Source organism: Bradyrhizobium arachidis, assembly GCF_015291705.1.
Classification (GTDB): Bacteria; Pseudomonadota; Alphaproteobacteria; order Rhizobiales; family Xanthobacteraceae; genus Bradyrhizobium; species Bradyrhizobium arachidis.
This window is the reverse complement of record NZ_CP030050.1, coordinates 834,534-856,400: the sequence shown is the minus strand read 5'-3', so window position 1 is coordinate 856,400 and position 21,867 is coordinate 834,534. Positions and strand designations below refer to the sequence as shown.

The following is a 21,867-nucleotide window of genomic DNA, read 5'->3' as shown; positions in this document are numbered from 1 at the left end:
CGGAGCGCGCGCCGCCGTCCTAACGAATTGAAGCCAATGTGAAATTTTGTCCCACCACCGAACTCGGACGGCCTGTGCACCGACCAAGTCCACAGGGCTGTCATCAATCTGTCAGACGAGCCGGGCTTTCCTGCCCAAGCGGCAGGTCGAGATCCTGGCTGCGGCACGAACCAAGGAGCAAATGGTGAGCGAAACCATCAATGTCCCGGCACTTCCGACCGACGCATCCGCGGTCGCGCGGATCAAGTCCGAGATCGACATTTCGGATCGCTCGCGCCTCGTCACGTTTGGCGAGCGGGCCCAGCGCTCGGTGGTCGAGTTCGCCGACCGCATCCTCGCCCAGACCCAGAACCGCGAGCTCGGCGCCACCGGCAAGCTACTGACTGATATCCTCGGCAAGGCGCGCGGGCTCGATCCGGCCGATCTCAAGGACAAGGGCTTTCTCACCCGCCTGTTCTCGTCGGCGGAGGCGCGGTTGCGCCGCTTCACCGAGCAGTTCAACGACGTCGCCTCGCAGGTCGACCGCGTCTGCGTCGAGCTCGACCGCAACAAGGAGGTCCTGCGCCGCGACATCGCCCTGCTCGACGATCTCTACGAGCAGACAAGGGGTGCGCTCGGTCAGCTCGACATGCACATCGCCGCCGGCAAGGCGTTCACCGAGGAATTCCGCGGCGGCAAGCTCATCGAGATGGAGCGAAACGCGAAGGCGCAAGGCGCCGGCAGCGATGCCATGCTCGCCGCGCAGACCTATCAGGATGCGCTCCAGGCGCTCGACCGGCTCGAGAAGCGCGTGTTCTATTTGCAGCAGGCGCGCCAGATCGGCATCCAGCAGCTGCCACAGATCCGCATCGTCCAGTCCGGCGACGAGACGCTGATCGAGAATTTGCAGGCAACCACCGAGCTGACCATCCCGGTGTGGAAGCAGAAGATGATCCTGCTGCTCGGCCTCAACCGGCAGAAGTCGGCGCTGGAGCTGCAGAAGACGGTCACGGATGCGACCAACGAGATGATGCGCCAAGCTTCCGAGATGATGAAGACCCAGGCGATCGAGATCGAGAAGCAGTCGCAGCGCGGCATCGTCGACATCCAGACCCTGGAGAAGACCAACCGCGACCTGATCGACACCATCTCCGGCGTGCTCACCGTGCAGGAGCAGGGCCGCACCAAGCGCGCCGAGATCGAGCAGCGGATGTCGCAGCTGACGGATGAGTTGAAGACCGCGATCGCGAAGGCTGCGCCTTGATGCGTGCGTTGTAGCGGTTTCTCCATGAAGCTTCTGCATAAGGGCTGCTGCATGAAGGCTCGCGCATGAGGATTTTCGGTTTCCTCCGGCGTTCGTTGGCGTTGCTCGCCGTGCCTTTGATGGCCGCACTGCTGTCGGGCTGCGGCGGGCCGGGGCCGCAATTCACCATCCTCTCGGGCTCGGAGAACGACATCCTCGAGCCGCTGGTGCAGGAGTTCTGCAAGTCGCGCAACGCGACCTGCACCATGCGCTATCAGGGTTCGCTCGACATCGCCCTCGCGCTGAAAGCCGGCGATCCCGGCACCGATGCCGTGTGGCCGGCCGCCTCGATCTGGATCGACATGTTCGACACCACGCGGCGCGTGAAGATGGTCAAGTCGATCGTGCGGATGCCGGTCATTCTCGGCGTGCGCCGCTCCAAGGCGCAGGAGCTCGGCTGGATCGGCGCCAAGGTGACCGCCAAGGACATTCTCGGCGCGGTCGAGGGCGGCAAGCTGAAATTCCTGATGACGTCGGCGACGCAATCGAATTCGGGAGCCGCCGCCTATCTTGCAATGCTCGCGGCGGGGATCGGCAAGCCCGATCTGATCGAGGCCGGCGATCTCGACAAGCCCGAGGTGCTGGCGACGGCACGCGGACTCTTGAAGGGCGTCGAGCGCAGCGCCGGCTCCAGCGGCTGGCTCGCCGACCTCTACCGCGACGGCGAGCGCAGCGGCGCGCATTACCAGGCGATCTGGAACTATGAGGCGGTCATCAAGGAGACCAACGACAAGCTGATCGCCGACAATCACGAGCCGCTCTACGCAATCTATCCCGCCGATGGCGTGGCGGTCGCCGATTCGCCGCTCGGCTTCGTCGACCGTGGCCGCGGCAAGGAGGTCGAGAGCTTCTTCACCGACCTCCAGGCGTTCCTGCTCAATGGCGATACGCAAGGCAAGATCGCCAAGACCGGCCGGCGCGTCGAGATCGGCCGCGCCACGCCGCTTGCCGCGGACCCGAAGACCAATCTCGATCCGTCGCGTCCCGTGACCGTGATCCGTCCGCCGGAGCCGGCGGTGATCCAGAAAGCGCTGCTGATCTACCAGGAAGCGCTGCGCCGGCCCTCGCTGACCGCGCTCTGCCTCGACGTCTCCGGCAGCATGCAGGGCCCGGGCGAGACCCAATTGCTCGATGCCATGCGCTTCCTGCTCACGCCGGCACGCACGCGCGAGGTGCTAGTGCAGTGGACGAAGTCGGACGAGATCCTGGTGCTGCCGTTCAGCGATCACATCCTCTGGACGGCGCGGGCCACCGGCGACGAGAACGAGCAGACCGGCCTGCTCGCCCGCGCGCTCGAACTGCGCGCCGGCGGCGGCACCGACTTCTATACCTGTGCCGCGCAGGCGCTCGCCTTGATGAAGCCGCGGCTCGCCGACGGCCAGCATCTGCCGGCCATCGTCATCATGACCGACGGCAAGAGTCAGGGATATATGTCGACATTCGAGTCGGCCTGGCGTGCGGACGGTCATCGCGTGCCGGTGTTCGGCGTGACGTTCGGCTCCGAGGTCGACCGGGGCCAGCTCGACAATCTGGCGAAGCTGACCGGAGGCCGCGTGTTCGACGGCAGCAAGAGTCTCACCGACGCGTTCCGCGCCGTACGAGGGTACAACTGAATGGCCGCAATGCCGTCCGGGCTTGGCTGGATCGCGGGTGGGGTGACAGCCGCAGCGCTGTTGCCGTCGCTGGCGATCGGGCTCGGCGTGCCGTTCCTGATCGCACTCGCGATCAGCGCGGTCGCCGGCGGCGGCATCGTCGTGGCGCTGGCGCCGCGGAACCGCTTCGCCGCGCTCGAAGCTAGCGGCATTGCGCGCGGCAAGATCGAGTTTGCAAACGAGCTGCTGGCCGAAGCCGAGCCGCTCGCCGAGCGGATGGAATATACCGCATCCGCGATCCGCACCCGCGCGGTCGCCGATCGCATCCGTCATCTCGTGCAGATCGCCCGCGACATTTTTGCGGCGATCGAGAGCGATCCCTTGCGGCTCGACCGGGTGCGCCGGTTCCTGACCTACTATCTGCCGCGTGCCGCCGAGATCGCCGAGGCCTACCGCGCGCTGGAGAAGAGTGCCGTGCCCGACACCGCACGGCTCGCCGCCACGGGCGACATGATCGAGCGGCTCGACGGCGCCTTCACGCGCTATGCGGCCAATCTCAGGGACGCCGACCTCGACAAGCTTGATATCGAGCTGAAACTGCTCAAGAGCTCGCTCGACGAGGATATCGGCCCGATGCCGCCGGCAGCTCCGGTCGAGACCAAGAGAGGAAAGTCCTGATGGCTATCTCGCGCCGCGCCTTCGGCATCGGCCTCGTCGCTGCGAGCGCTGCGGCGACCGGCGGCTATGTTTATCTGCGCGAGCATCCTGAAATTGCCGGCCGCTTCGGCGAAGCCAAGCGGCTGTTCGGCTTTGCCGGCGGTGAGAAGGAAGGTTTTCTTGCCAACGCCCGGGTCAAGAACACGCTGGAGCGCCGCTTTGGCCTCGTCATCGACGGCCGCCGCGCAGGCTCGGTGGAAATGGTGCGCGAGCGCGCGCTGCTCGACCAGAAGCCGCAATTTTTGTGGCCGTCATCTTCGGTGCTCGTAGAAGTCGCTCGTTCCTCGGGCGTGAAGATCTCGCGCGACCAGGTGATCTTCAACTCGCCGATCGTGCTGTATTCCTGGGATCGCATCGCCGACGGCCTGGTCAAGGGCGGCATCGCCCAGCCCGCCGGCGGGCCGCGCTACACGGTGGACTTGTCGAAGCTTCTCAAGGCCATCATCGCCGGCGAGAACTGGTCGGCGATCGGCGTCGCCGATCTGTTCGGTCGCGCCCGCGTGGTCTGCACCGACCCGAACAAGTCCAACTCCGGCTTCATGTTCGCCGGCCTCGCCGCGAGCCTGTTGTCCGGCGACGTGGTGATGCCCGAGACTTTGAGCAGGATCGACGGCGATGTCGCCACCGTGTTCCGCCGCATGGGCTTCAAGCCGCCGTCATCAGGCAAATTGTTCGACGACTATGTCGCGGGCGGCGCAGGCGCGCAGCCGCTGATCGTCGGTTACGAGAACCAGCTGGTCGAATGGGTGCTCCAGGACGCCGAGCGCTGGAAGCGGCTCGAGGCCAATGCGCCGGCCAAGCCCGTCATCCTCTATCCGCAGCCCACCGTGTTCTCGGCCCATCCGCTGATCAGCGTCGAGCGCCAGGCTGACGACCTGATCGAGGCCCTGACCAGCGAAAGCCTGCTCGAAATGGCCTGGGAGGATCACGGTTTTCGCGGGCCGCTCGGCACCATCGGCAAGGCGCGCAACGCGCTGTTGCAGTCGCGCCTGCTGGAGCGAATCGACGCCGTGCTGCCGATGCCCGACGCGCCGGTCATGCTGGCCTTGCTCGACCGGCTGGCGGCCTAGGCAGTTCGTTCAGAACGATCCAAGTGCGCTGCCGAGTGCAATCACGGCCACCAGCGCCACGAGCGACGTCACGATGCCGACCATCACGATGTCGAAATAGCTGTCGCGATGCGTCAGGCCGCAGATCGCGAGCAGGCTGACCACCGCACCATTGTGCGGCAGGATATCGAGGGTCCCCGAGCCGATCACGGCCACACGATGCATCAGCGCAAGGTCGATACCGCTGCGCGCGGCGAGTTCGACATAGGTCGGGCCGAGCGCGTCGAGGGCGATGGTCAGGCCGCCTGACGCCGACCCGGTCAGTGCGGCAAGGATGTTGGTCGCGACCGCAAGCGAGACCAGCGGACCACCTTCGATCGCAAGCACCCAGTCGCGCACAATAGTGAAGGCCGGCAGCGCGGCGACCACCGCGCCGAACCCAACGAGGCTGGCGACGCTGAATGCCGGCAGCACCGAGGCATTCGCCCCGGCATCCATGGTCTGCCGCAATGCCGGTAGGCGCGCCCAGTTCAGCGCGATCGTCGTGGCAATGGCCGCGGCCAGCGCGACCGCGACCGACCATACGCCCGCGACCGCGGCGAGCGACGTCCCGCCAAAGCGTTGCTCGGCGAGGTAGGAGACATCGAGCCGCGGCAGCACGACGAGCGACATCACGAGATTGACTACGACGACGACGACCAACGGCAGGATCGCGCTCGCCACCGGTGACGGGCCGCTGCTGCGTTGCCCGCGCCTCAGTTCCGCCGGATCGAACTCGCGCGCCGTCGTCGCACGCTCGCGCACGAGCTCGTCGGCAGCCGCGCGCTCGGCCGCATCCTCGACGTCATCGCCATAGCCCTCCCCGGCGCGCCTGGCCGCGGCCTCGGCGCGATGCAGCCACCACAATCCCGCACCTAGCATGATGAGGGACGCGATGATGCCGAGGCCCGGCGCGGCAAACGGCGTGGTGCCGAAGAACGGCATCGGAATCGCATTCTGGATCGACGGCGTGCCCGGCAGCGCCGACATGGTGAAAGTGGACGTGCCCAGCACGATGGCCGCCGGGATCAGGCGGCGCGGAATCGCGGCCGCGCGAAACAGCGAACGCGCCATCGGGACGATCACGAAGAACGCAACGAACAGGCTGACGCCGCCATAGGTCACGGCCGCGCCGGCCAGCACGACCGCGAGGATCACGCGGCGCTCGCCGAGGCGCTCGGCCATGAAGCCGGCCACCGACGTGACCGCACCGCTGTCGTCCATCAGCTTGCCGAACACGGCGCCGAGCAGGAAGATCGGGAAGAACTGCGCCAGGAAGCCGCCGGCATTCACCATGAAGACCTGGGTCAGGTTCGCGAGCAGCGGCTCGCCCCCGAACAGTGCGGCAACGAGCGCGGCGAACGGTGCGAGCAGGAGCACACTCCAGCCGCGAAACGCAAACAGCACGAGCAGACCGAGCCCGACGAGGAGGCCGAGCAGACCCATGCTTCAGCACTCCGACAGCAGCACGTCGAGATCGGCCGTCGATTGCCGGCCGATATCCGCGCCATGCTCATCGAGAAACGCCTCCGCGGCGAGACGCCCCTCGGCGCGCAACATCGAGACGAACTCCCACTCCGCATTGAGCTTGGACGACGCGCCAAACTTCGCCAGCATGTCGCTCTTGATCCGGTGCGTCCGCATCTTGGCCCAGCGCGCGCCCTCGCCGCTGCCGGGATCGGCGGCCTGGCGCAGCAGCGCGATCATGCGCAGCTCTTTCATCAGCGGCGAATTGAAGGAGATTTCATTGAGGCGGTTGAGGATCTCCGCAGCCGTCCGCGGCTCCTCCGGCCGCTCGGTCGGATTGATCTGGACCAGGATGGTGTCGTGCGCGTCGCTTTCGCGCACCAGGGGCGTGATGGTCGGATTGCCGGCGAAGCCGCCGTCCCAATAGGGCTCGCCATCGATCTCGATGGCGCGGAACATGGTCGGCAGGCAGGCCGATGCGAGCAGGACGTCGGCCGTGATCTCGGCATTGCGGAAGATGCGTCCACGCCCGGTGCGTACCCGCGTCGCCGTGATGAACAGCATGATCGGCGAGCGCGCCAGCCGCTCGAAATCGATGCTCTCGGCCAGCACCGCGCGCAGCGGGTTGTACCCGGTCGGATTGAGGTCGTAGGGCGAGAGCACCCGGGACATCAGGTCGGTGAAGATGTAGAACGGCGAGGTATCAAGCGTCCAGCGGCCCATCAGCCGGTCGAGCGGCGAACGCTGCAGCGGGCTGAAGGCCGCGGCCCTCGACACCCGGCGCCAGTATTGCTCGAGCGCCTCACGCGCGCCCTCGGCGCCGCCGGCGGTCCAGCCGTCCGCCAGCACCGCCGCATTCATCGCGCCTGCCGACGTTCCGGAGATCGCGGCAATGCTGAGCCACCTCTCCTCCAGCAGGCGATCGAGCACGCCCCAGGCGAAGGCGCCGTGGGAGCCGCCGCCCTGAAGTGCGAGGTCGACGAGTACGGGATCCCGTTCCATCGCATCACCGCCGCAACTGAAGCTCAAATTCGACGCGAATTATACCGCGCCAACGATGACGACAGTTTAGGGAGCGGAGGCCGCGAAATGCAACCGGAACGTAGGCCCGCCTAAAGCGCGATGAGATTTGGATGAACCGTCATCGCGCTTTAGGTTGTTGTTTGCGCATGATCTTTCCGGAAAACCGCTTCGCACTTTTCCGGATCATGCTTTAGTGCTCGAACACCAGCCTTGCGCCCACCGTGCCTTCGAGGCCGCGGATCTGCTGAAGCAGGGTTCCGGAATCCTGTCCCGCAAGGTCGGCGTCGAGCACGACATAGCCGAGGTCGCCTGCGGTCTCGAGATATTGCGCGGCGATGTTGATGTCGCGCTGGAGGAACACCTCGTTCAGGCGCCGCAGCATGCCCGGCACGTTGCGATGGACATGGCTGAAGCGCGCGCCGGACGGACGCAAGTGCAATTGCACTTCCGGGAAGTTCACCGCGCCCATGGTCGAGCCCGTGATGAAATAGTCGACCAGCTTGCGCGCGACCTCCCCGCCGATGCGCTCCTGCGCCTCCTCGGTCGAGCCGCCGATATGCGGGGTGAGGATGACGTTCTCGAGGCCTTGCACTGGGCTCTTGAAGCGGTCGGCGTTCGACGACGGCTCGACCGGAAACACGTCGATCGCGGCGCCGGCGAGATGGCCATCGCGCAAGGAGCGCGCGAGCGCGTCGAGATCGACCACGGTGCCGCGGCTGTTGTTGATCAGGAACGAGCCCGGCTTCATCGCCCGCAGCTCGTTCTCGCCGATCATGCCTGCCGTCTCCGGCGTCTCGGGCACGTGCAGGCTGACGACATCGCTCTGCGCCAAGAGCTCCTCCAGCTTCTCGACCGGCTCGGTGTTGCCGTGGCGGAGCTTGTCGGTGCGGTCGAAATAGATCACGCGCATGCCCATCGCCTCGGCCAGGGTCGAGAGCTGCGAGCCGATATTGCCGTAACCGATGATCCCGAGCGTGCGGCCGCGCACCTCGCGGCTGCCGGTCGCCGACTTGTCCCAGCCGCCGTCATGCGCCGAGACCGAGCGCGGGAAGATCCGCCGCAGCAGCATCACGATCTCGCCGATCACGAGCTCGGCGACGCTGCGAGTGTTGGAGAACGGCGCATTGAACACTGGAATACCGCGCTTGCGCGCCGCCAGCAGATCGACCTGGTTGGTGCCGACGCTGAAGCAGCCGACCGCGAGCAGGCCGTCCGTGGCCGCGAGCACCTCATCGGTGATCTGGGTGCGCGAGCGGATGCCGAGCAGCGACACGCCCTTGAGCGCCTGGCGCAGGTGCTCGCCGTCCAGCGCCTTGGTCAGCCGCTCGACATTGGTGAAGCCCGCGCTCTTGAACAGGTCGACAGCGCTGTCATTGACGCCTTCGAGCAGCAGCGCCTTCGCGCTCCGCTCAGGGCTTTGGCCTGGGGCTGACATGAAATCTCCATAGGTGACGGCTTTGCCGCAGCTCTTAGACCGCGGACGAGGCGCAGCACAATAGGGTTTGGATACGGGGAGAAGATGGCGGAGCGAGGTAGCAGTGCTGGTGTACCAGACCCGTCATCGCGCTCACAACGCCGTCCCGTCATCCTGAGGTGCGAGCGGCGCGATGCCCGGCATCGCGTCGGGAGCCTCGAAGGATGTACGGCCCCGATGCAGCCGGGGCCGTCGCCCTTCGAGGGCCGCCAAGAGGCGGCCACCTCCAGCGACAACGGCTTCGCCGTTGCGCGGGGGTGACGGATAACGCAGTCAGCGGTCAGATCACATAAAACCCGTGCGTGCCATCGAGCCGAAGCTGCTCGACGAGGCCGTACTCCCAATCGAGATAGGCCTGCATCGCCTTCTCCGCGACATCCGTGCCTTCATAGGGGCGGCGGTAGCGATGCGCCGGGTCGGGCTTCGGCAGCACGCGCGGCGGGCCGATCTCGAGGGCGCCGTCATAGCCGCCTTCGAGCACATAGACCTCCCAGCCCATCTGCGCGAGCCATGACGCCGTCATGTCGGCACGCACGCTTTTGTCGTCGGACAGGACAATGCGCGCGCCACGCACCGGCGCGGCCATGTCGGTCTCCTGGACCAGCTGGCCGCCGGGATAATGGCGGAAGCCGGGGAGATGCCCGGTCGCGTATTCCTCGGCATCGCGTACGTCGAAGCGATAGAGCGTGCGATCACGGTCTGCGAGCAGCACCGCCATCTCGCTCGCGCCGATGCGGCGGACGCCGGCGCGATAGGCGACATCGCGGGCATTGGCCGGGCCGCCTTCGAACGGTCCGATCGCACCGCGCCGGTCCGCGCCGTGGTTGAGCGTATGCCGCGCCAGCGTCCAGCCGATGGTGCCGTTGCGCAGCGCGCGTACCTTGTTCGGCACGCCGGCATTGATCAGCGACTGCGTGCCGATGATCGAGCGGGTGCGGCCGGCGCAGTTGACGATGATGGTGGTGTCGGGATCTGGCGCGGCCTGCCCTGCCCGCAGCACCAGCTCCGCACCGGGCACGCTGACCGAGCCCGGAATGTTCATGGTCGCGTATTCGTCGAAACGCCGGACGTCGAGGATGGCGATGTTGGCCTTGTCGGCGATCAGCTTTGCCACCTCGTCAGCACTGAATGAGGGCGTGTGGCGGCGCGCCTCGACCAGCTCGCCAAAGGCCTTGGAATAGGAATTGACGTCCTCGAACATTTGATAGCCCGCCCCGCGCCAGGCTTTCAGCCCGCCTTCGAGCGCGCTGACATTGGTGTAGCCGAGCGCGGCAAAACGTTCGGCGCCGGTCTCAACCAGCCCCTCGCCGTCGTCATAAAGCACGATCGCCACGTCCTTCCGCGGCAGCCGCAGCTCGGCTTCGATCTCGATCCGGTCCGCGGCCATGTTGGCAGCAAACAGCGGATGGCCGGTGGCGAAGCCCGCCTCGTAGCGGAGATCGAGCAGCGCGATCTCCTCCCGCAGCAGCAGCGCGCGGCGGATGTCGGCGGGGGTGACGGTGGGGAGTTTCATGGCGTGGGCCTTGGCGAGGACAAGCCAAGGGCTTTTGAACGATTGTTGCGCGCTTGGCTAGCCTTCGCGGCCACTCACTCGCCCGGAACAAGCCGCCCGAGCGCCGGCTGCGCCGGGCGCCGCAGCTTGCGGCGCGACAGATAAAGCAGAACGCCTGTCACCGAGAACAGCGGCATCAGGGCCGCGGCGATCATGAAGGCGAGCTTGCCGGGCCAGCCCAGGACTGCGCCACGATGGATGTCGAGCACGTTGGCGATGATCTTCTCGCCGAACGTCTTGTCGGCATAGCGCTCCGCGGAGACCACCTGCCCCGTGATCGCATCGATGCGGAATTCGTCGCGCGTGGTGTCGAGCGTCGAGTCTTTCGGCCACGACCGGATCCGGATCACCGTCCCGGGGCCGCCGGGCAGCGTCAGTAGAGCCCTGGAGAAGCGGTCGCCCTGCTCACGTCGGAGCGTGGTCCATGCCTGATCGAATCCGATCGCCGCTGTCGGTTCGTGACGAACGGCGTCGCGCGGTGCCTTTGCAGACATCTTTGGCTGCATCTTGGCAGCGGCGATCTCCGGGCGCGCCAGCAGCCAGGCGACGCCATCCTTGTACCAGTCGAACGAGTACCAGAGGCCGGTCAGCGTCATCACCACATAAATCGGCAGCACCCAGGTGCCGATCACGGCGTGCAGCGATCGATGCAGGCCGCGTCCGCTGAGCGCCAGGTTCGGCTTCAGCCACATCTTGACGCTCGTGGCGCGACGCGGCCAGCGCAGTACCAGCCCCGAAACCAGCATGACGATGAGCCCGAGCGCGGCAATGCCGGTGATCTGGCGGCCCCACCCCTTGGCGTCGCCGGGGATCAGCAGCCAGCGATGCAGCCTGCGGACGGTCACGAAAAACTCCTCGCCACGCGGCGAGCCCAGCACGCGCGCATCATAGGGATCGACATAGAGTGATGTCGGCCGCGTGCCCTGCTCGTCGCGGGCGAAGCGGACACGTACCGCGGCAGTCGGATCGCTCGACAGCATGACGGCCGAGACCTGGCCGACGTCCTGCCCCGCCTTCAGCTGCGCGACCAGTTCGTCTGGCGTGAGCGCCGGCTTCTCGCGCGGCACGACATGCATGAGGCCGGCGTTGAGATGCTCGACGATCTCGTCCTCGAAACTCATGATCGCGCCGGTCAGCGCGATCAGGGCAAGTAGCAGTGCGAGCACGAGGCCCGCAATCGAATGGACCTGGACCAGGACGGCCTTGATGCTATGCCCCACCCTATTCATCGAAGCCGGCCTTCCTGATCAAGGCGATCGCGGCCTGCCGCTGGGCGGCGATCCGGTCGATCGGCAACGCATCGGCAGCGAACGCACCGATGTCGGTAACGATCGGAGTCCGCTCCGCTGCGGCAAGCACGGGATATTCGAGTTCAGCGGCGGCAAAGATTTTCTGTGCTGCCGGCGTGACGAGGAACTCGAGCAGTTCTTGCGCAGCTTCCCGATGCGGCGCGTGTTTCGCAATGGCGGCGCCCGTGAGGTTCACATGCGCACCGCCGCCCCTGAAGGCCGTCGGGACAGCCTTGACCTCCGTTGCCCATGCACGCCAGCCGGCGCCTTCGCGTCCGTCGCGCAATTGCGCCAGCGCCACGGTGTTGCCGATGCCGATCTCGCAAGTGCCTTGCGCAATCTCGCGGATCACGTCGTTGTCCTTGCCATCAGGCTTGTGGGCGAGATTGGCTTTCAGGCCAGTGAGCCAGGCCGCCGTCGCCGCTTCACCGTGATGGACGAGATAGGCCGCGACCAGTGCGACATTGTTCTGATGCAGCGGCGTGCGCATGCAGAGCTTGCCGCGCCATCTGGGGTCGGCGAGGTCCTCATAATTGATCGAAGCAAGCGTGCTGTCCTTGCGCACGAAAACGACGCGCGGCCGGATCGACAGGGCGAACCATTGCGCGGTGCCGTCGCGCAAATTCGCCGGCACCGCGTGTGCGATAGGCCCGGATGCAAAGGGCTGGGTCAAGCCGAGTTCAGCAAGTTGCGTGGTCTTGTCCAGACCGATCGTCAGCAGCACGTCGGCCGGCGACGTCTCGCCTTCCGATCCGAGCCGCTTCACGAGACTGTCCTCGACGAAGACGATCTTCACCTTGATGCCGCTGGCTTCCGCGAAAGCAGCGGCCGCAGGTTCGACCAGGGCAGCCTCCCTAGTCGAATATAGCGTGACGTCTTCGGCGCGGCTCGCAGTTGTGCCGGCAAGGCAGGCAGCCGCCAGCGCGACCCGGACCGCGAAGGCGTTGCGCCGCGCCGCCATCGCTAGAACTTCACCGTGGCCGACAGCGAGAAGCGCCGCGCATCGCCGATCGCGACGGCCAGAGCACTCCCGGTGGTGGACGTATAGTAGACCTTGTCGAACAGGTTCTTGACGTTGAACTGATAGGTCACCGGCAGATTGTCGACCTTGGTGTCATAGGTCGCAAAGACATCCGCGACGGTATAGGCCGGCATGAAGAAGGTGTTCGCGGAATCGCCGGGCCGGTCGCCGACATAATGCGCACCGCCGCCAAGCCGCAGACGGCCGGGCAATCTGTCGCCGAAATCGTAGACGAGATAGAGCGAGGCCGTGTTCATCGCGGCATTCAGCAGTTTTGCGTTGCCGTTGACGGGATCGTTGATCAAGCGTGCATCGGTATAGCCGTAGCTGCCGATCATGCTCCATTCATCGGTCAGCCTGCCGGTGACGTCCAGTTCGACGCCACGCGATCGCGCCGCACCGGACGCGCGCGCCGCCGACTTGCCGTTACCGATATCGTCCAGCACCAGCACGTTCTTCTTCTCGATGTCGTAGACCGCCAGGGTGCCCGACAGCCGCTTGTTGACGTCGAACTTCAGGCCGGTCTCCCACTGCGTTCCCTCCTCAGGCGCGATGGTGGAATCGACGACGAAGCCGGTGGTGAATGCCGCAATCGTCGAAGTCGGCTTCAGCGACTGCGTGTAGCTCACATAATAGGAGAGCTGATCGCTCAGCTTGAAGATGACGCCGCCGAGCGGCAGCACCTTGTCACCCGCCAGATTGGTGTTCGTGATGAAGTTCGGCCGGCCCTTTCCGGCGAGCTGCTCGTATTCCATCCAGCGCACGCCGCCGACCACGGACAGCCAGTTGGTGACGTGGAACGTGTCCTGGGCGAAGAAGCCGCGGGTGCCGAGCTTGTCGGTCTGCTCGCTGTCGACCCCCGAAACGGTCGTGCCTGGTGTGACGAGTCCGTAGACGGGATTGTAGAAATTGAAGCTCGGCGTCGCCTGGCGAATCAAATCGTGGCGATCGATCGTGCGATAGAGCGCCTCGCCCCCGAACAGGATCTCGTTGCGGAAGCCGCCCACCCAGACGTCGCCCTGCAGGTAGGAGGTGCCGTAGCTGGCATTGCTCAGCGAATTCTGCGTGCCGTCATTGCTGCGGGTCTCGACGCCGGTCTTGGCATTGACGCCGGTGATACGAAGCTGATTGGCGCTGAAGGTTTCGGTGTTGTAGCTGTAGGCCGCCGTGACCTTCCAATTGTCGTCCAGCTTCTGCTCGACCGAGGCCTGCACCAGGTCGGAGGTGCCCCACATATTGTTGAAGGGCTCATCGAGCCGACGCTCCTTGGGGATCGCCAGCGGCGTGCCGTTGACGAAGGCCGTCCCGCGATCGAACGGAGTGATGAACTCGCGGTGCTCGTAGGTGAGCTGAACCGTCGTGGTGTCGCCGTACCAGGCCAACGACGGGTTCACCAGCATCTCCCGGTGACGGCCGAAATTGCGCCAATAATCCTCGCTGACGCCGTAGCCGATGAAGCGATAGGCAAGACCGCCGTCGCCGATCGGACCGGTGATGTCGAGCGTGCCATCGGCGCCGCTGCGGTTGTTGGCGTAGGTCGAGCCGAGCAGCGTCACCGAGCCGTGCTGGTAGAGCTCCGGCCGCTTGCTGATGGTGTTGACGATGCCGCCGGGATCCATGATGCCGTAGAGCAGCGAAGCCGGCCCTTTCAGCACTTCGACACTGTCGACCGCAGCGTTCAGGCTGCGGCCCTGCACCAGCGGCATGCCGTTGCGCATGATCGAACCGTCGCGATTGTCGCCGAAGCCACGGCGGATGACGGCGTCCTGGGTCCCCGCGAGCGTATTGGTCTGGGTGATACCGGAAATATTGACCAGCGCGTCGTCGATGTTGCGCGGCAGCTGGTCCTTCAGCACCTGCGCGGGGACGACGTTGACGGTCTGCGAGGTATCGAGCGGCGAGGCGCCGCTGCGCAGCGTGGTTGAGCTCGGCATCGCGCGGTAACCGAGCTTGGCCGCCTGTTGTGCGGCCGCTTCAGACGCCGCGCGTTCCGACAATGTCGGCGCTGCAGGTGCGGGATTGCGATCGGATTGACGGCGCGCAACGGCTTGCGCACGCCGCGAAGCTTGGCTCGATGCACGCGCCGGCTTCGGCCGCTGCACCGGGGCATCCACCGTCACCGGCGGAAGTGTCGATTGCGCCTGCGCGCTCGCGTTGGAGGGGCATTCGGCGAGCAGCACGGCTGCGCCAATGAGAAGACCTGCACGGCTCCTGCAGGCACCGGTTCGATGGCCGCTGTCGCGGCCATCCAGATGAGCACGCACGTTCGATTCACTTCCAAGTCAGACACAGCATTGAAGCTGGCGCGTCTAACAGTCGCCGGACGTGAAGAGAACCGTAGGCGGGATTGAATCGCTCTAGTGTTGAATCATTCTAAGAGCAGATCGCGGCGTTACGGCAATCACCAATTGCCGTCGCACCAGGCGCGACACGCTGCACGAGAATTTCAGGCAGCATGTCGCGAAATTGCGCGATCTCACGCGATCGCAGGAGCGATCAGCTCGTCGAGCTTCCGCTTGAATGCGGTGCCGTCGGACAACGCGCGAAGCGGCGGGCGCACACGCAGCCAGGCTGCGTCACCCGTCTGCGCCGCCAGGATCGCCTTCAGCGTCGGGAGGAACGACGGCGTCTTCACGACGACGTCGATTGCGGCCTGCATGCGCGCCTCGACATCCCGCCCGTCGATCATGCCCTTGACCAGCTCGGGCACGACATTGGCCATGCCGCAGATGGTGCCGGCGCCGCCGGCGGCGATCGCGCGGGCGATGTCGGCTTCATTGCCGACAGTGATGGCGAGCTCGGGAGCAGCAGCGCGGAACGCCTGGAATTGCTTGAAGTCGCCGCTGGAGTCCTTCAGGCCCGCGACCACCTTGCCGTAGCGCTTGCGCAGGTTCGCGGCGACGCTGGTCGGGATCGCGACGCCCGAGACCTGCGGGATGTGATAGAGATAGGCGCGCAGCCGATCGTCGCCGACACCGTCGATGATCGCGGCAAACGCGTCCTCGATACCCTCGGGCGTGACGCTGCGATCGAAATAGGGCGGCAGCATCAGGACGTGTCGCAGGCCGAGGCCGAGCACGGCGCGCGTCAGCGCGATGCTGTCGCTGATGGCGGGAAAGCCGCCCCCGATGCCGATGCGTTCCGCCGCAACCCCGGCCTTGAGCATGGCCTCGATGGTCGCGACGCGCTCGGTCACGTTGAACGAGGTGCCCTCGCCGGTGGTGCCGAACAGCACGACGCCGTCGACGCCCTTGCTGAAGAGCTGCTTGGCATGGACCGCGAGCTTGGCGCAGTCCACGCTGCCGTCCGCCGCCAGCGGCGTCGCCGATGCCACCCAGAACCCGCGAATTGCCTCTGCCATCTCACAACCCCTTCATATTCTTCGATCCCGGACCGAGCCCCCTGATCTCCAAACGATCCGAGGAGGCTTTCCCGAGCCTTGTTTTTGCTTTACTTTCCATCTTGTACCTTACATACAAGACAGGCGCAAACCCTTTCCACCCTCACGGCGCGCATGAGGCGCAGCTGAATTTAGAGGAGGTCTCGCATGAACATGGTGACCCCCATCGAGCATCCCGACCGATTGCTCAGCGCCTTGCGCGACAAACTTGGCGCGGCGGCGGTGCTGACCGGCGCGGACGTGCCCGCGCGCAATTGCAACGACTGGAGCGCGAGCCTGCCGCAGACGCCGCTGGCGGTGATCCGTCCGCTCGACGCGCAGGGCGTTGCGGACGCGATCCTGACCTGCCGGCAGGCGCGCCTGCCGTTCGTGCCGCAGGGCGGATTGACCGGGCTATGCCGCGGTGCATCGCCTGAAGCGGGTTGGGTCGTAATCTCGCTGGAGCGCATGACCGGGATCGAGGAGATCGACCCTGCCTCGATGACGATGACGGTGAAGGCAGGCACACCGCTGGAGACGATCCAGAAGGCCGCTGACGAGGCCGGTTTCTTCTTCCCGCTCGACCTCGGTTCGCGCGGCTCCTGCGCCATCGGCGGCAATCTCTCGACCAATGCCGGCGGCAACCGCGTGATCCGCTACGGCATGACGCGCGAGCTGGTGCTCGGTCTCGAAGTCGTTCTACCCGACGGCACCATCATCACCAGCCTCAACAAGCTGATGAAGAACAATGCCGGCTATGATCTGAAGCATCTCTTCATCGGCTCCGAGGGCACGCTCGGCATCATCACCCGCGTGGTGCTGAAACTGTTCCCGAAGCCGCGTTCGACCGTGGCCGCGCTCTGCGCGCTGAAGGACTATGCCGCGGTGATCGACCTGCTCGGTGCCGCGCGCAGCGGACTCGGCCCGCTGCTGTCAGCGTTCGAGGTGATGTGGCCGGACTATTGGGACGTCATCACAACGCGCGCCGGCGTGAAGCCGCCGGTCGCGGCAGGCCACGGCCTCTACGTGCTGGTGGAAGCGCAAGGCACCGACGAGGGCATCGACGCGCCGCGCTTTCAGGCCTGGCTCGAAGAGCTGATGGAGCGCGGCCTGCTGGCCGATGCGGCCGTGGCGCAATCGCTGGCGCAGGCGCAGGCGTTCTGGCGCGTGCGCGACATCTGCGCCGAGTTCGGCCAGGTGCTGGGGCCGCACATCTCCTACGACATCGGCCTTGCGGTGGCGCGCATGGACGAGTTCGCCACGCGCTGCAAGGCGGCGCTCGCTTCCGGCATCAAGGGCTGCGAGAGCGTCTATTACGGCCATATCGGCGACGGCAATCTGCATCTCGTCTCCTGGGTCACGGGCCTCTCCGTCGAGCAGCAGCCGAAGGAGGAGATGGACGCGATCATCTATGGTCTCGTGCGCGAGCTCGGTGGCAGCGTCTCCGCCGAGCACGGCATCGGCACGCTGAAGAAGAAGTGGCTGGGTCATGCCAGGAGCGAGGCCGAGATCGCGCTGATGCGCACCCTGAAGGCCGCGCTCGATCCCGATCATCTGCTCAATCCCGGCAAGGTGATCTGAGCGGGAGCGCGCATGCGATCGCTCAAGCTCGATACGCCGAAATCGCTGTCGCAGCGGGTGATGCAGCGGCTGCGGCAGGCCATCATCGACGGCGAGTTCGCGCTGGGTGCGGCGATCTCCGAGGAGATGGTCGCCAATTCCTTCGGCGTCAGCCGCACGCCGGTGCGCGAGGCGATGGGCCAGTTGCAGGCGCAGGGTCTCGTGGTGATCCGCCCGCAGGTCGGCAGCTTCGTGTTCACGCCGAGCGCGGAGGACATCGATGCGCTCTGCACGTTCCGCGTGGCGCTCGAGCCCAAGGCCGCCGGGCTCGCCTTCCGCCACGATCGCGATGGTGCAATTGCGTCAATGAGCGATGCGATCGCGGCGATGGAGCCCGCGGTCGAGGCCAAAGACAACATCGCCTATGGCCGCGCGGACGCCGCTTTCCACGAGGCGCTGTTCACCCATTGCGGCAACCGCTACCTCGCCGAGTCCTACCAGCTCGTCTCCGGGCGCGTCGCCGCGCTGCGCACCAATCTGACCTCGCCGATCGACGTGCGCACCCGCTCGTCCTTCGACGAGCATCGCAGGCTGCTCGATCTGTTCGCACGCGGCGAGCTCGCGGCGTTCGAGGCGCTGATGACGACGCACATCACCAATTCGGGCGTGATCTATGCCAAAGCCTTGAAGGTGGATTGAGCGCGCCTACCGCGCGTCCCTCGATCCCGGCCTGTCCAGAAAATCCAGCGCGGTATTGATCTGCTCGAGCTGATGCTCAATCTTGTCGCGATCCTCGACGGCTTGCGCCTTTTCGAGCAATTCCACCAGCTTCTGCTTTCGCGCCAGCAAGTTCTCTATGACCGTACTCACAGCTCCCCCATCGCCCCGAAGCGAGCATCGGGGCAAAAGTCCGGTCACAGGCGCCGGAATCGTCGAGGCGCGCGCGAGCACGGCTCGCGCGGGCGCCTAGGTCAGAATGTTCGCGGAGGCGGTTGGTTCCTGCGAGCGAACCACAATGCTGAACACATGTGACGAATTCAGCGCTCACCGCGCCGTGACCATGCCCGCGAGTTGCACCGGAGCCACATGGGTGCGGGCGACCGAGACCGAGAACACCGCCAGCAGCGCGCAGACCATGCAGAGCCTCATCCGCACCGTCCTTCGATCAGTGATCGGCAGAAGCAGGAAAAACAACATCGCGGGGATCAGCAGTGCATCGATCAGAAAGAACATGACTCTCTCCCATGAAACTGATGGGAGGATGCTGGGGCCCGCGCGGCAGGTATGTGGACGGCATCACACATTTGGGGGCGCTGTCCGCGCAATGCGGGCGTGATACGGTCCTGCAAAACAAGCACCGTCATTCGGGCAAATGAGGAAGCGCGCCATGCACAAGGTCTGGATCGAGGCGGCGTTGAATGGACCGTGGAGCCGCGCGCTTCAGCCCGGCATACCCGACACGATCGAGGCGATCGTCGCCGAGGGCATCGCCTGTGCGGAAGCCGGCGCGGCGATCATTCACACTCACGCCTATGACGGCGGCGGACCGCAGACGTTCGACTGGCAGGTCTACGCCCGCATCATCGAGGGCATTCGCGCCAAGATCGACGTGCCTGTCTACCCCTCCATCCCCGGCCTCGATGCGCGCGGCAATGTCGCCGACCCCAAGGCGCGCTTCGCCCATATCGAGGCATTGGCCGAACGCGGCCTGCTCGAATTCGCGGTGGTCGATCCCGGCAGCGTCAATTTCACGCTGACCGCGACCAAGGCGCAGGCGAAGCCGGCGGAGACCTATCTCAATCCGGAGACCCATATCCGCCACGGGCTCGACGTCGCCAGACGCCACGACATCCACCCCGCCTTCGCCATCTACGAGCCGGGCTTCATCCGCGCCGGCGCAGCGCTGGCGCGCGCAAACGGCGTGAAGACGCCGGTCTACCGCTTCATGTTCTCGCAGCAATTCGCCTTCTGCTTTCCGCCGAAGCCATATGGCCTGGCGGCGCTGGTCACGCTGACGGAGGAAGAAGCGCGCGGCGCGCCCTGGATGGTCTCCGGTCTCGGCGTCGACATCACGCCGCTGATCGGCGAAGCGGTGGCGCGCGGCGGCCATGTCCGCGTCGGGCTCGAGGATGCGCTGCTGGGCTCCACAGTGACCAATCTCCGCCTGGTCGAGGACGCCGTGCGGATGGTCCGCGAGCATGGCGGCGAGCCGGCCACGACAGCCGAGGTCCGGCGGGGGCTCGCGAACGGTTAACGCGCCCGAACGAGCCGGGAACCGCGATCTTTCACGCGTCCGTCGGTTGTATTCGCGGGCCGGGAGTCCTATGCGTAAGCGCCATGGACACCCAGATCATCACCGCCGAAAAGCCCCTGATGGCTCAGGCGCGCCCGCGCAAGCCGGCGCCGTTCCTCCCGATGAGCCGCGCCGAGATGGACGCGCTCGGCTGGGATGAATGCGACATCGTGCTGGTGACCGGGGATGCCTATGTCGACCATCCGAGCTTCGGCATGGCGATCATCGGGCGGCTGCTGGAGGCGCAGGGATTCCGGGTCGGCATCATCGCGCAGCCGGACTGGCACTCGGCCGAGCCCTTTAAGGCGCTCGGCAAGCCAAAGGTGTTCTTCGGCGTCACCGGCGGCAACATGGATTCCATGGTGAACCGCTACACCGCGGACCGGCGCATCCGCAGCGATGATGCCTATACGGCCGGCGGTGAAGGCGGCAAGCGGCCGGACCGCTGCACCATCGTCTACGCCCAGCGCTGCCGCGAGGCATTCAAGGATGTGCCGATCGTGCTCGGCGGCATCGAGGCCTCGCTGCGCCGGATCGCGCATTACGATTACTGGTCCGACAAGGTGCGCCGCTCGGTGCTGGCCGATGCCAAGGCGGACTTGCTGCTCTACGGCAATGCCGAACGCGCCGTGGTCGAGGTGGCGCAGCGGCTCGCCGCCGGCGAAGCGCCGCGCGAGCTCGACGACATCAGGGGCGTCGCGCTGTTCCGCCGTGTGCCGGAAGACTATGCCGAGCTGCACGCCGACGATCTCGATTCCGCCGACGAGGGCGCAACGCGCCAGAAGGGCGCCACCGTGATCCGGCTGCCGGCGCTGGAGCAGGTCGAGCAGGACAAGGAAGCTTATGCGCGCGCGTCACGCGTGCTGCACCGGGAGAGCAATCCCGGCAATGCGCGGCCGCTGGTGCAGCGTCATGGCGATCGCGACCTCTGGCTCAACCCGCCGCCGATCCCGCTGACTTCCGATGAGATGGACGCGGTCTACGACCTGCCTTACGCGCGCGCGCCGCATCCGTCCTATGGCGATGCGAAGATTCCGGCCTGGGACATGATCAAGTTCTCGGTGACGATCATGCGCGGCTGCTTTGGCGGCTGCACCTTCTGCTCGATCACCGAGCACGAGGGGCGCATCATCCAGAACCGCTCGGAAGGCTCGATCCTGCGCGAGATCGAACGCATTCGCGACAAGACACCGGGCTTCACCGGCGTGATCTCCGATATCGGCGGCCCCACCGCCAACATGTACCGCATGGCGTGCAAGGACCCGAAGGTCGAGGCCGCGTGCCGGCGACCGTCCTGCGTCTTCCCCGAGATCTGCCCGAACCTCAACACCTCGCATGACGATTTGATCCGGCTCTATCGCAAGGTGCGCGAGACCAAGGGCATCAAGAAGGTGATGGTCGCCTCCGGCGTGCGCTACGACCTCGCGGTCGAGAGCCCCGAATACATCAAGGAGCTCGTCACCCATCACGTCGGCGGCTACCTCAAGATCGCGCCTGAACATACCGAGCGCGGCCCGCTCGACAAGATGATGAAGCCGGGCATCGGCGCCTACAACAAGTTCAAGCGGATGTTCGATGAAGCGGCGGAGCGGGCCGGCAAGAAATATTATCTGATCCCGTATTTCATCGCGGCGCATCCGGGCACGACCGACGAGGACATGATGAACCTCGCGCTGTGGCTGAAGAAGAACCGCTATCGCGCCGATCAGGTGCAGACCTTCCTGCCCTCGCCGATGGCGACCGCCACCGCGATGTACCACACCGGCGTCAACCCGCTGCGCGGCGTGCGCCACGGCGGCAGCGACAAGGTCGATGCGATCAAGGGCCTGCGCCAGCGCCGCCTGCACAAGGCGTTCCTGCGCTATCACGACCCTGACAATTGGCCGGTGCTGCGCGAGGCCTTGATCGAGATGGGCCGCCGCGACCTGATCGGCTCCCGTCCCGACCAGCTCGTGCCCGCGCACCAGCCGCCCGGCACCGGCAAGGCGGCCGGTACGAAGCGCCCCGTTCGCCCGGGTGGCAAGACGCAGCGCTTCACGACCAAGGGCCTGCGGGTGATGAAGTAGCGGGCGGGACCCCGTTGCTTTGGTGATCCAAAATAAAAATCGAAAACAACCCCATGCACAGTAG

At 65.9% G+C, this 21,867-nt stretch carries 18 protein-coding genes; 8 read left to right on the top strand and 10 right to left on the bottom strand.

From position 1 onward, the window contains the following. Positions 1–184 precede the first annotated feature (184 nt). From WN72_RS04025 to WN72_RS04010, 4 genes are all read left to right on the top strand, one after another. The gene (locus tag WN72_RS04025; RefSeq protein WP_027561505.1) at positions 185–1,243 is read left to right on the top strand and encodes a toxic anion resistance protein; all 1,059 of its coding nucleotides are present in this window, start codon (positions 185–187) and stop codon (positions 1,241–1,243) included. A gap of 65 nt (positions 1,244–1,308) precedes the next feature. Next, entirely contained in the window at positions 1,309–2,895 is a 1,587-nt protein-coding gene (locus WN72_RS04020) for a vWA domain-containing protein (protein WP_092218978.1), read from the top strand. Further along, a complete protein-coding gene (locus tag WN72_RS04015; protein ID WP_092218980.1) occupies positions 2,896–3,552 on the top strand; it encodes a 5-bromo-4-chloroindolyl phosphate hydrolysis family protein in 657 nt (218 codons plus the stop codon). Beyond that, complete coding sequence (locus WN72_RS04010; protein ID WP_092218982.1) at positions 3,552–4,661, top strand: hypothetical protein; 1,110 nt, start codon at positions 3,552–3,554, stop codon at positions 4,659–4,661. Before WN72_RS04015 ends, WN72_RS04010 begins: the two co-directional genes overlap by 1 nt. 9 nt (positions 4,662–4,670) lie before the next feature. On the opposite strand, the gene WN72_RS04005 is transcribed toward WN72_RS04010, so the two are convergent. The 8 genes from WN72_RS04005 to WN72_RS03970 all read right to left on the bottom strand — a co-directional run bounded on the left by WN72_RS04005 (position 4,671) and on the right by WN72_RS03970 (position 15,866). Continuing rightward, complete coding sequence (locus WN72_RS04005) at positions 4,671–6,125, bottom strand: GntP family permease (RefSeq protein ID WP_092218984.1); 1,455 nt, start codon at positions 6,123–6,125, stop codon at positions 4,671–4,673. A gap of 3 nt (positions 6,126–6,128) precedes the next feature. Then, positions 6,129–7,148, bottom strand: a complete 1,020-nt coding sequence (locus tag WN72_RS04000; RefSeq protein WP_092218988.1) for a patatin-like phospholipase family protein — start codon at positions 7,146–7,148, stop codon at positions 6,129–6,131. Positions 7,149–7,359: 211 nt separating this feature from the next. Next, positions 7,360–8,604, bottom strand: a complete 1,245-nt coding sequence (serA, locus tag WN72_RS03995; RefSeq protein ID WP_092218992.1) for a phosphoglycerate dehydrogenase — start codon at positions 8,602–8,604, stop codon at positions 7,360–7,362. 319 nt (positions 8,605–8,923) lie between these two features. After that, positions 8,924–10,156, bottom strand: coding sequence for a rhodanese-like domain-containing protein (locus tag WN72_RS03990; protein ID WP_092218994.1), 1,233 nt, complete (start codon positions 10,154–10,156; stop codon positions 8,924–8,926). Between the two features lie 74 nt (positions 10,157–10,230). Then, a complete protein-coding gene (locus WN72_RS03985) occupies positions 10,231–11,424 on the bottom strand; it encodes a PepSY-associated TM helix domain-containing protein (protein ID WP_092218997.1) in 1,194 nt (397 codons plus the stop codon). Continuing rightward, positions 11,417–12,445, bottom strand: a complete 1,029-nt coding sequence (locus WN72_RS03980; protein ID WP_027561514.1) for an extracellular solute-binding protein — start codon at positions 12,443–12,445, stop codon at positions 11,417–11,419. Before WN72_RS03980 ends, WN72_RS03985 begins: the two co-directional genes overlap by 8 nt. Positions 12,446–12,447: 2 nt before the next feature. Then, a complete protein-coding gene (locus tag WN72_RS03975) occupies positions 12,448–14,769 on the bottom strand; it encodes a TonB-dependent siderophore receptor (protein WP_027561515.1) in 2,322 nt (773 codons plus the stop codon). A gap of 212 nt (positions 14,770–14,981) precedes the next feature. After that, entirely contained in the window at positions 14,982–15,866 is an 885-nt protein-coding gene (locus WN72_RS03970; RefSeq protein ID WP_027561516.1) for a dihydrodipicolinate synthase family protein, read from the bottom strand. 186 nt (positions 15,867–16,052) lie between these two features. Here WN72_RS03970 and WN72_RS03965 point away from each other — a divergent pair, with 186 nt between their 5' ends. Then, positions 16,053–17,465 carry an FAD-binding oxidoreductase gene (locus tag WN72_RS03965; protein WP_092218999.1) on the top strand — a complete coding sequence of 471 codons (1,413 nt, stop codon included), beginning with the start codon at positions 16,053–16,055 and terminating at the stop codon, positions 17,463–17,465. A gap of 12 nt (positions 17,466–17,477) precedes the next feature. Beyond that, the gene (locus tag WN72_RS03960) at positions 17,478–18,143 is read left to right on the top strand and encodes a GntR family transcriptional regulator (protein ID WP_092219002.1); all 666 of its coding nucleotides are present in this window, start codon (positions 17,478–17,480) and stop codon (positions 18,141–18,143) included. Positions 18,144–18,149: 6 nt separating this feature from the next. Here the strand turns inward: WN72_RS03960 and WN72_RS03955 are convergent, their stop codons facing one another. Both WN72_RS03955 and WN72_RS03950 read right to left on the bottom strand, forming a co-directional pair. Beyond that, on the bottom strand, positions 18,150–18,314 hold the full coding sequence (locus WN72_RS03955; RefSeq protein ID WP_167336543.1) for a hypothetical protein: 165 nt from the start codon (positions 18,312–18,314) through the stop codon (positions 18,150–18,152). Between the two features lie 174 nt (positions 18,315–18,488). Beyond that, a complete protein-coding gene (locus tag WN72_RS03950; RefSeq protein ID WP_027561519.1) occupies positions 18,489–18,677 on the bottom strand; it encodes a hypothetical protein in 189 nt (62 codons plus the stop codon). A 154-nt stretch (positions 18,678–18,831) separates the two neighbouring features. Here WN72_RS03950 and WN72_RS03945 point away from each other — a divergent pair, with 154 nt between their 5' ends. After that, positions 18,832–19,698 (top strand): beta-keto acid cleavage family enzyme, encoded by an 867-nt coding sequence (locus WN72_RS03945; RefSeq protein WP_092219063.1) that lies wholly within the window; start codon positions 18,832–18,834, stop codon positions 19,696–19,698. A gap of 83 nt (positions 19,699–19,781) precedes the next feature. Further along, positions 19,782–21,803: a YgiQ family radical SAM protein gene (locus WN72_RS03940; RefSeq protein WP_092219003.1), complete on the top strand. Its 2,022-nt coding sequence runs from the start codon at positions 19,782–19,784 to the stop codon at positions 21,801–21,803. Positions 21,804–21,867 lie beyond the last annotated feature (64 nt).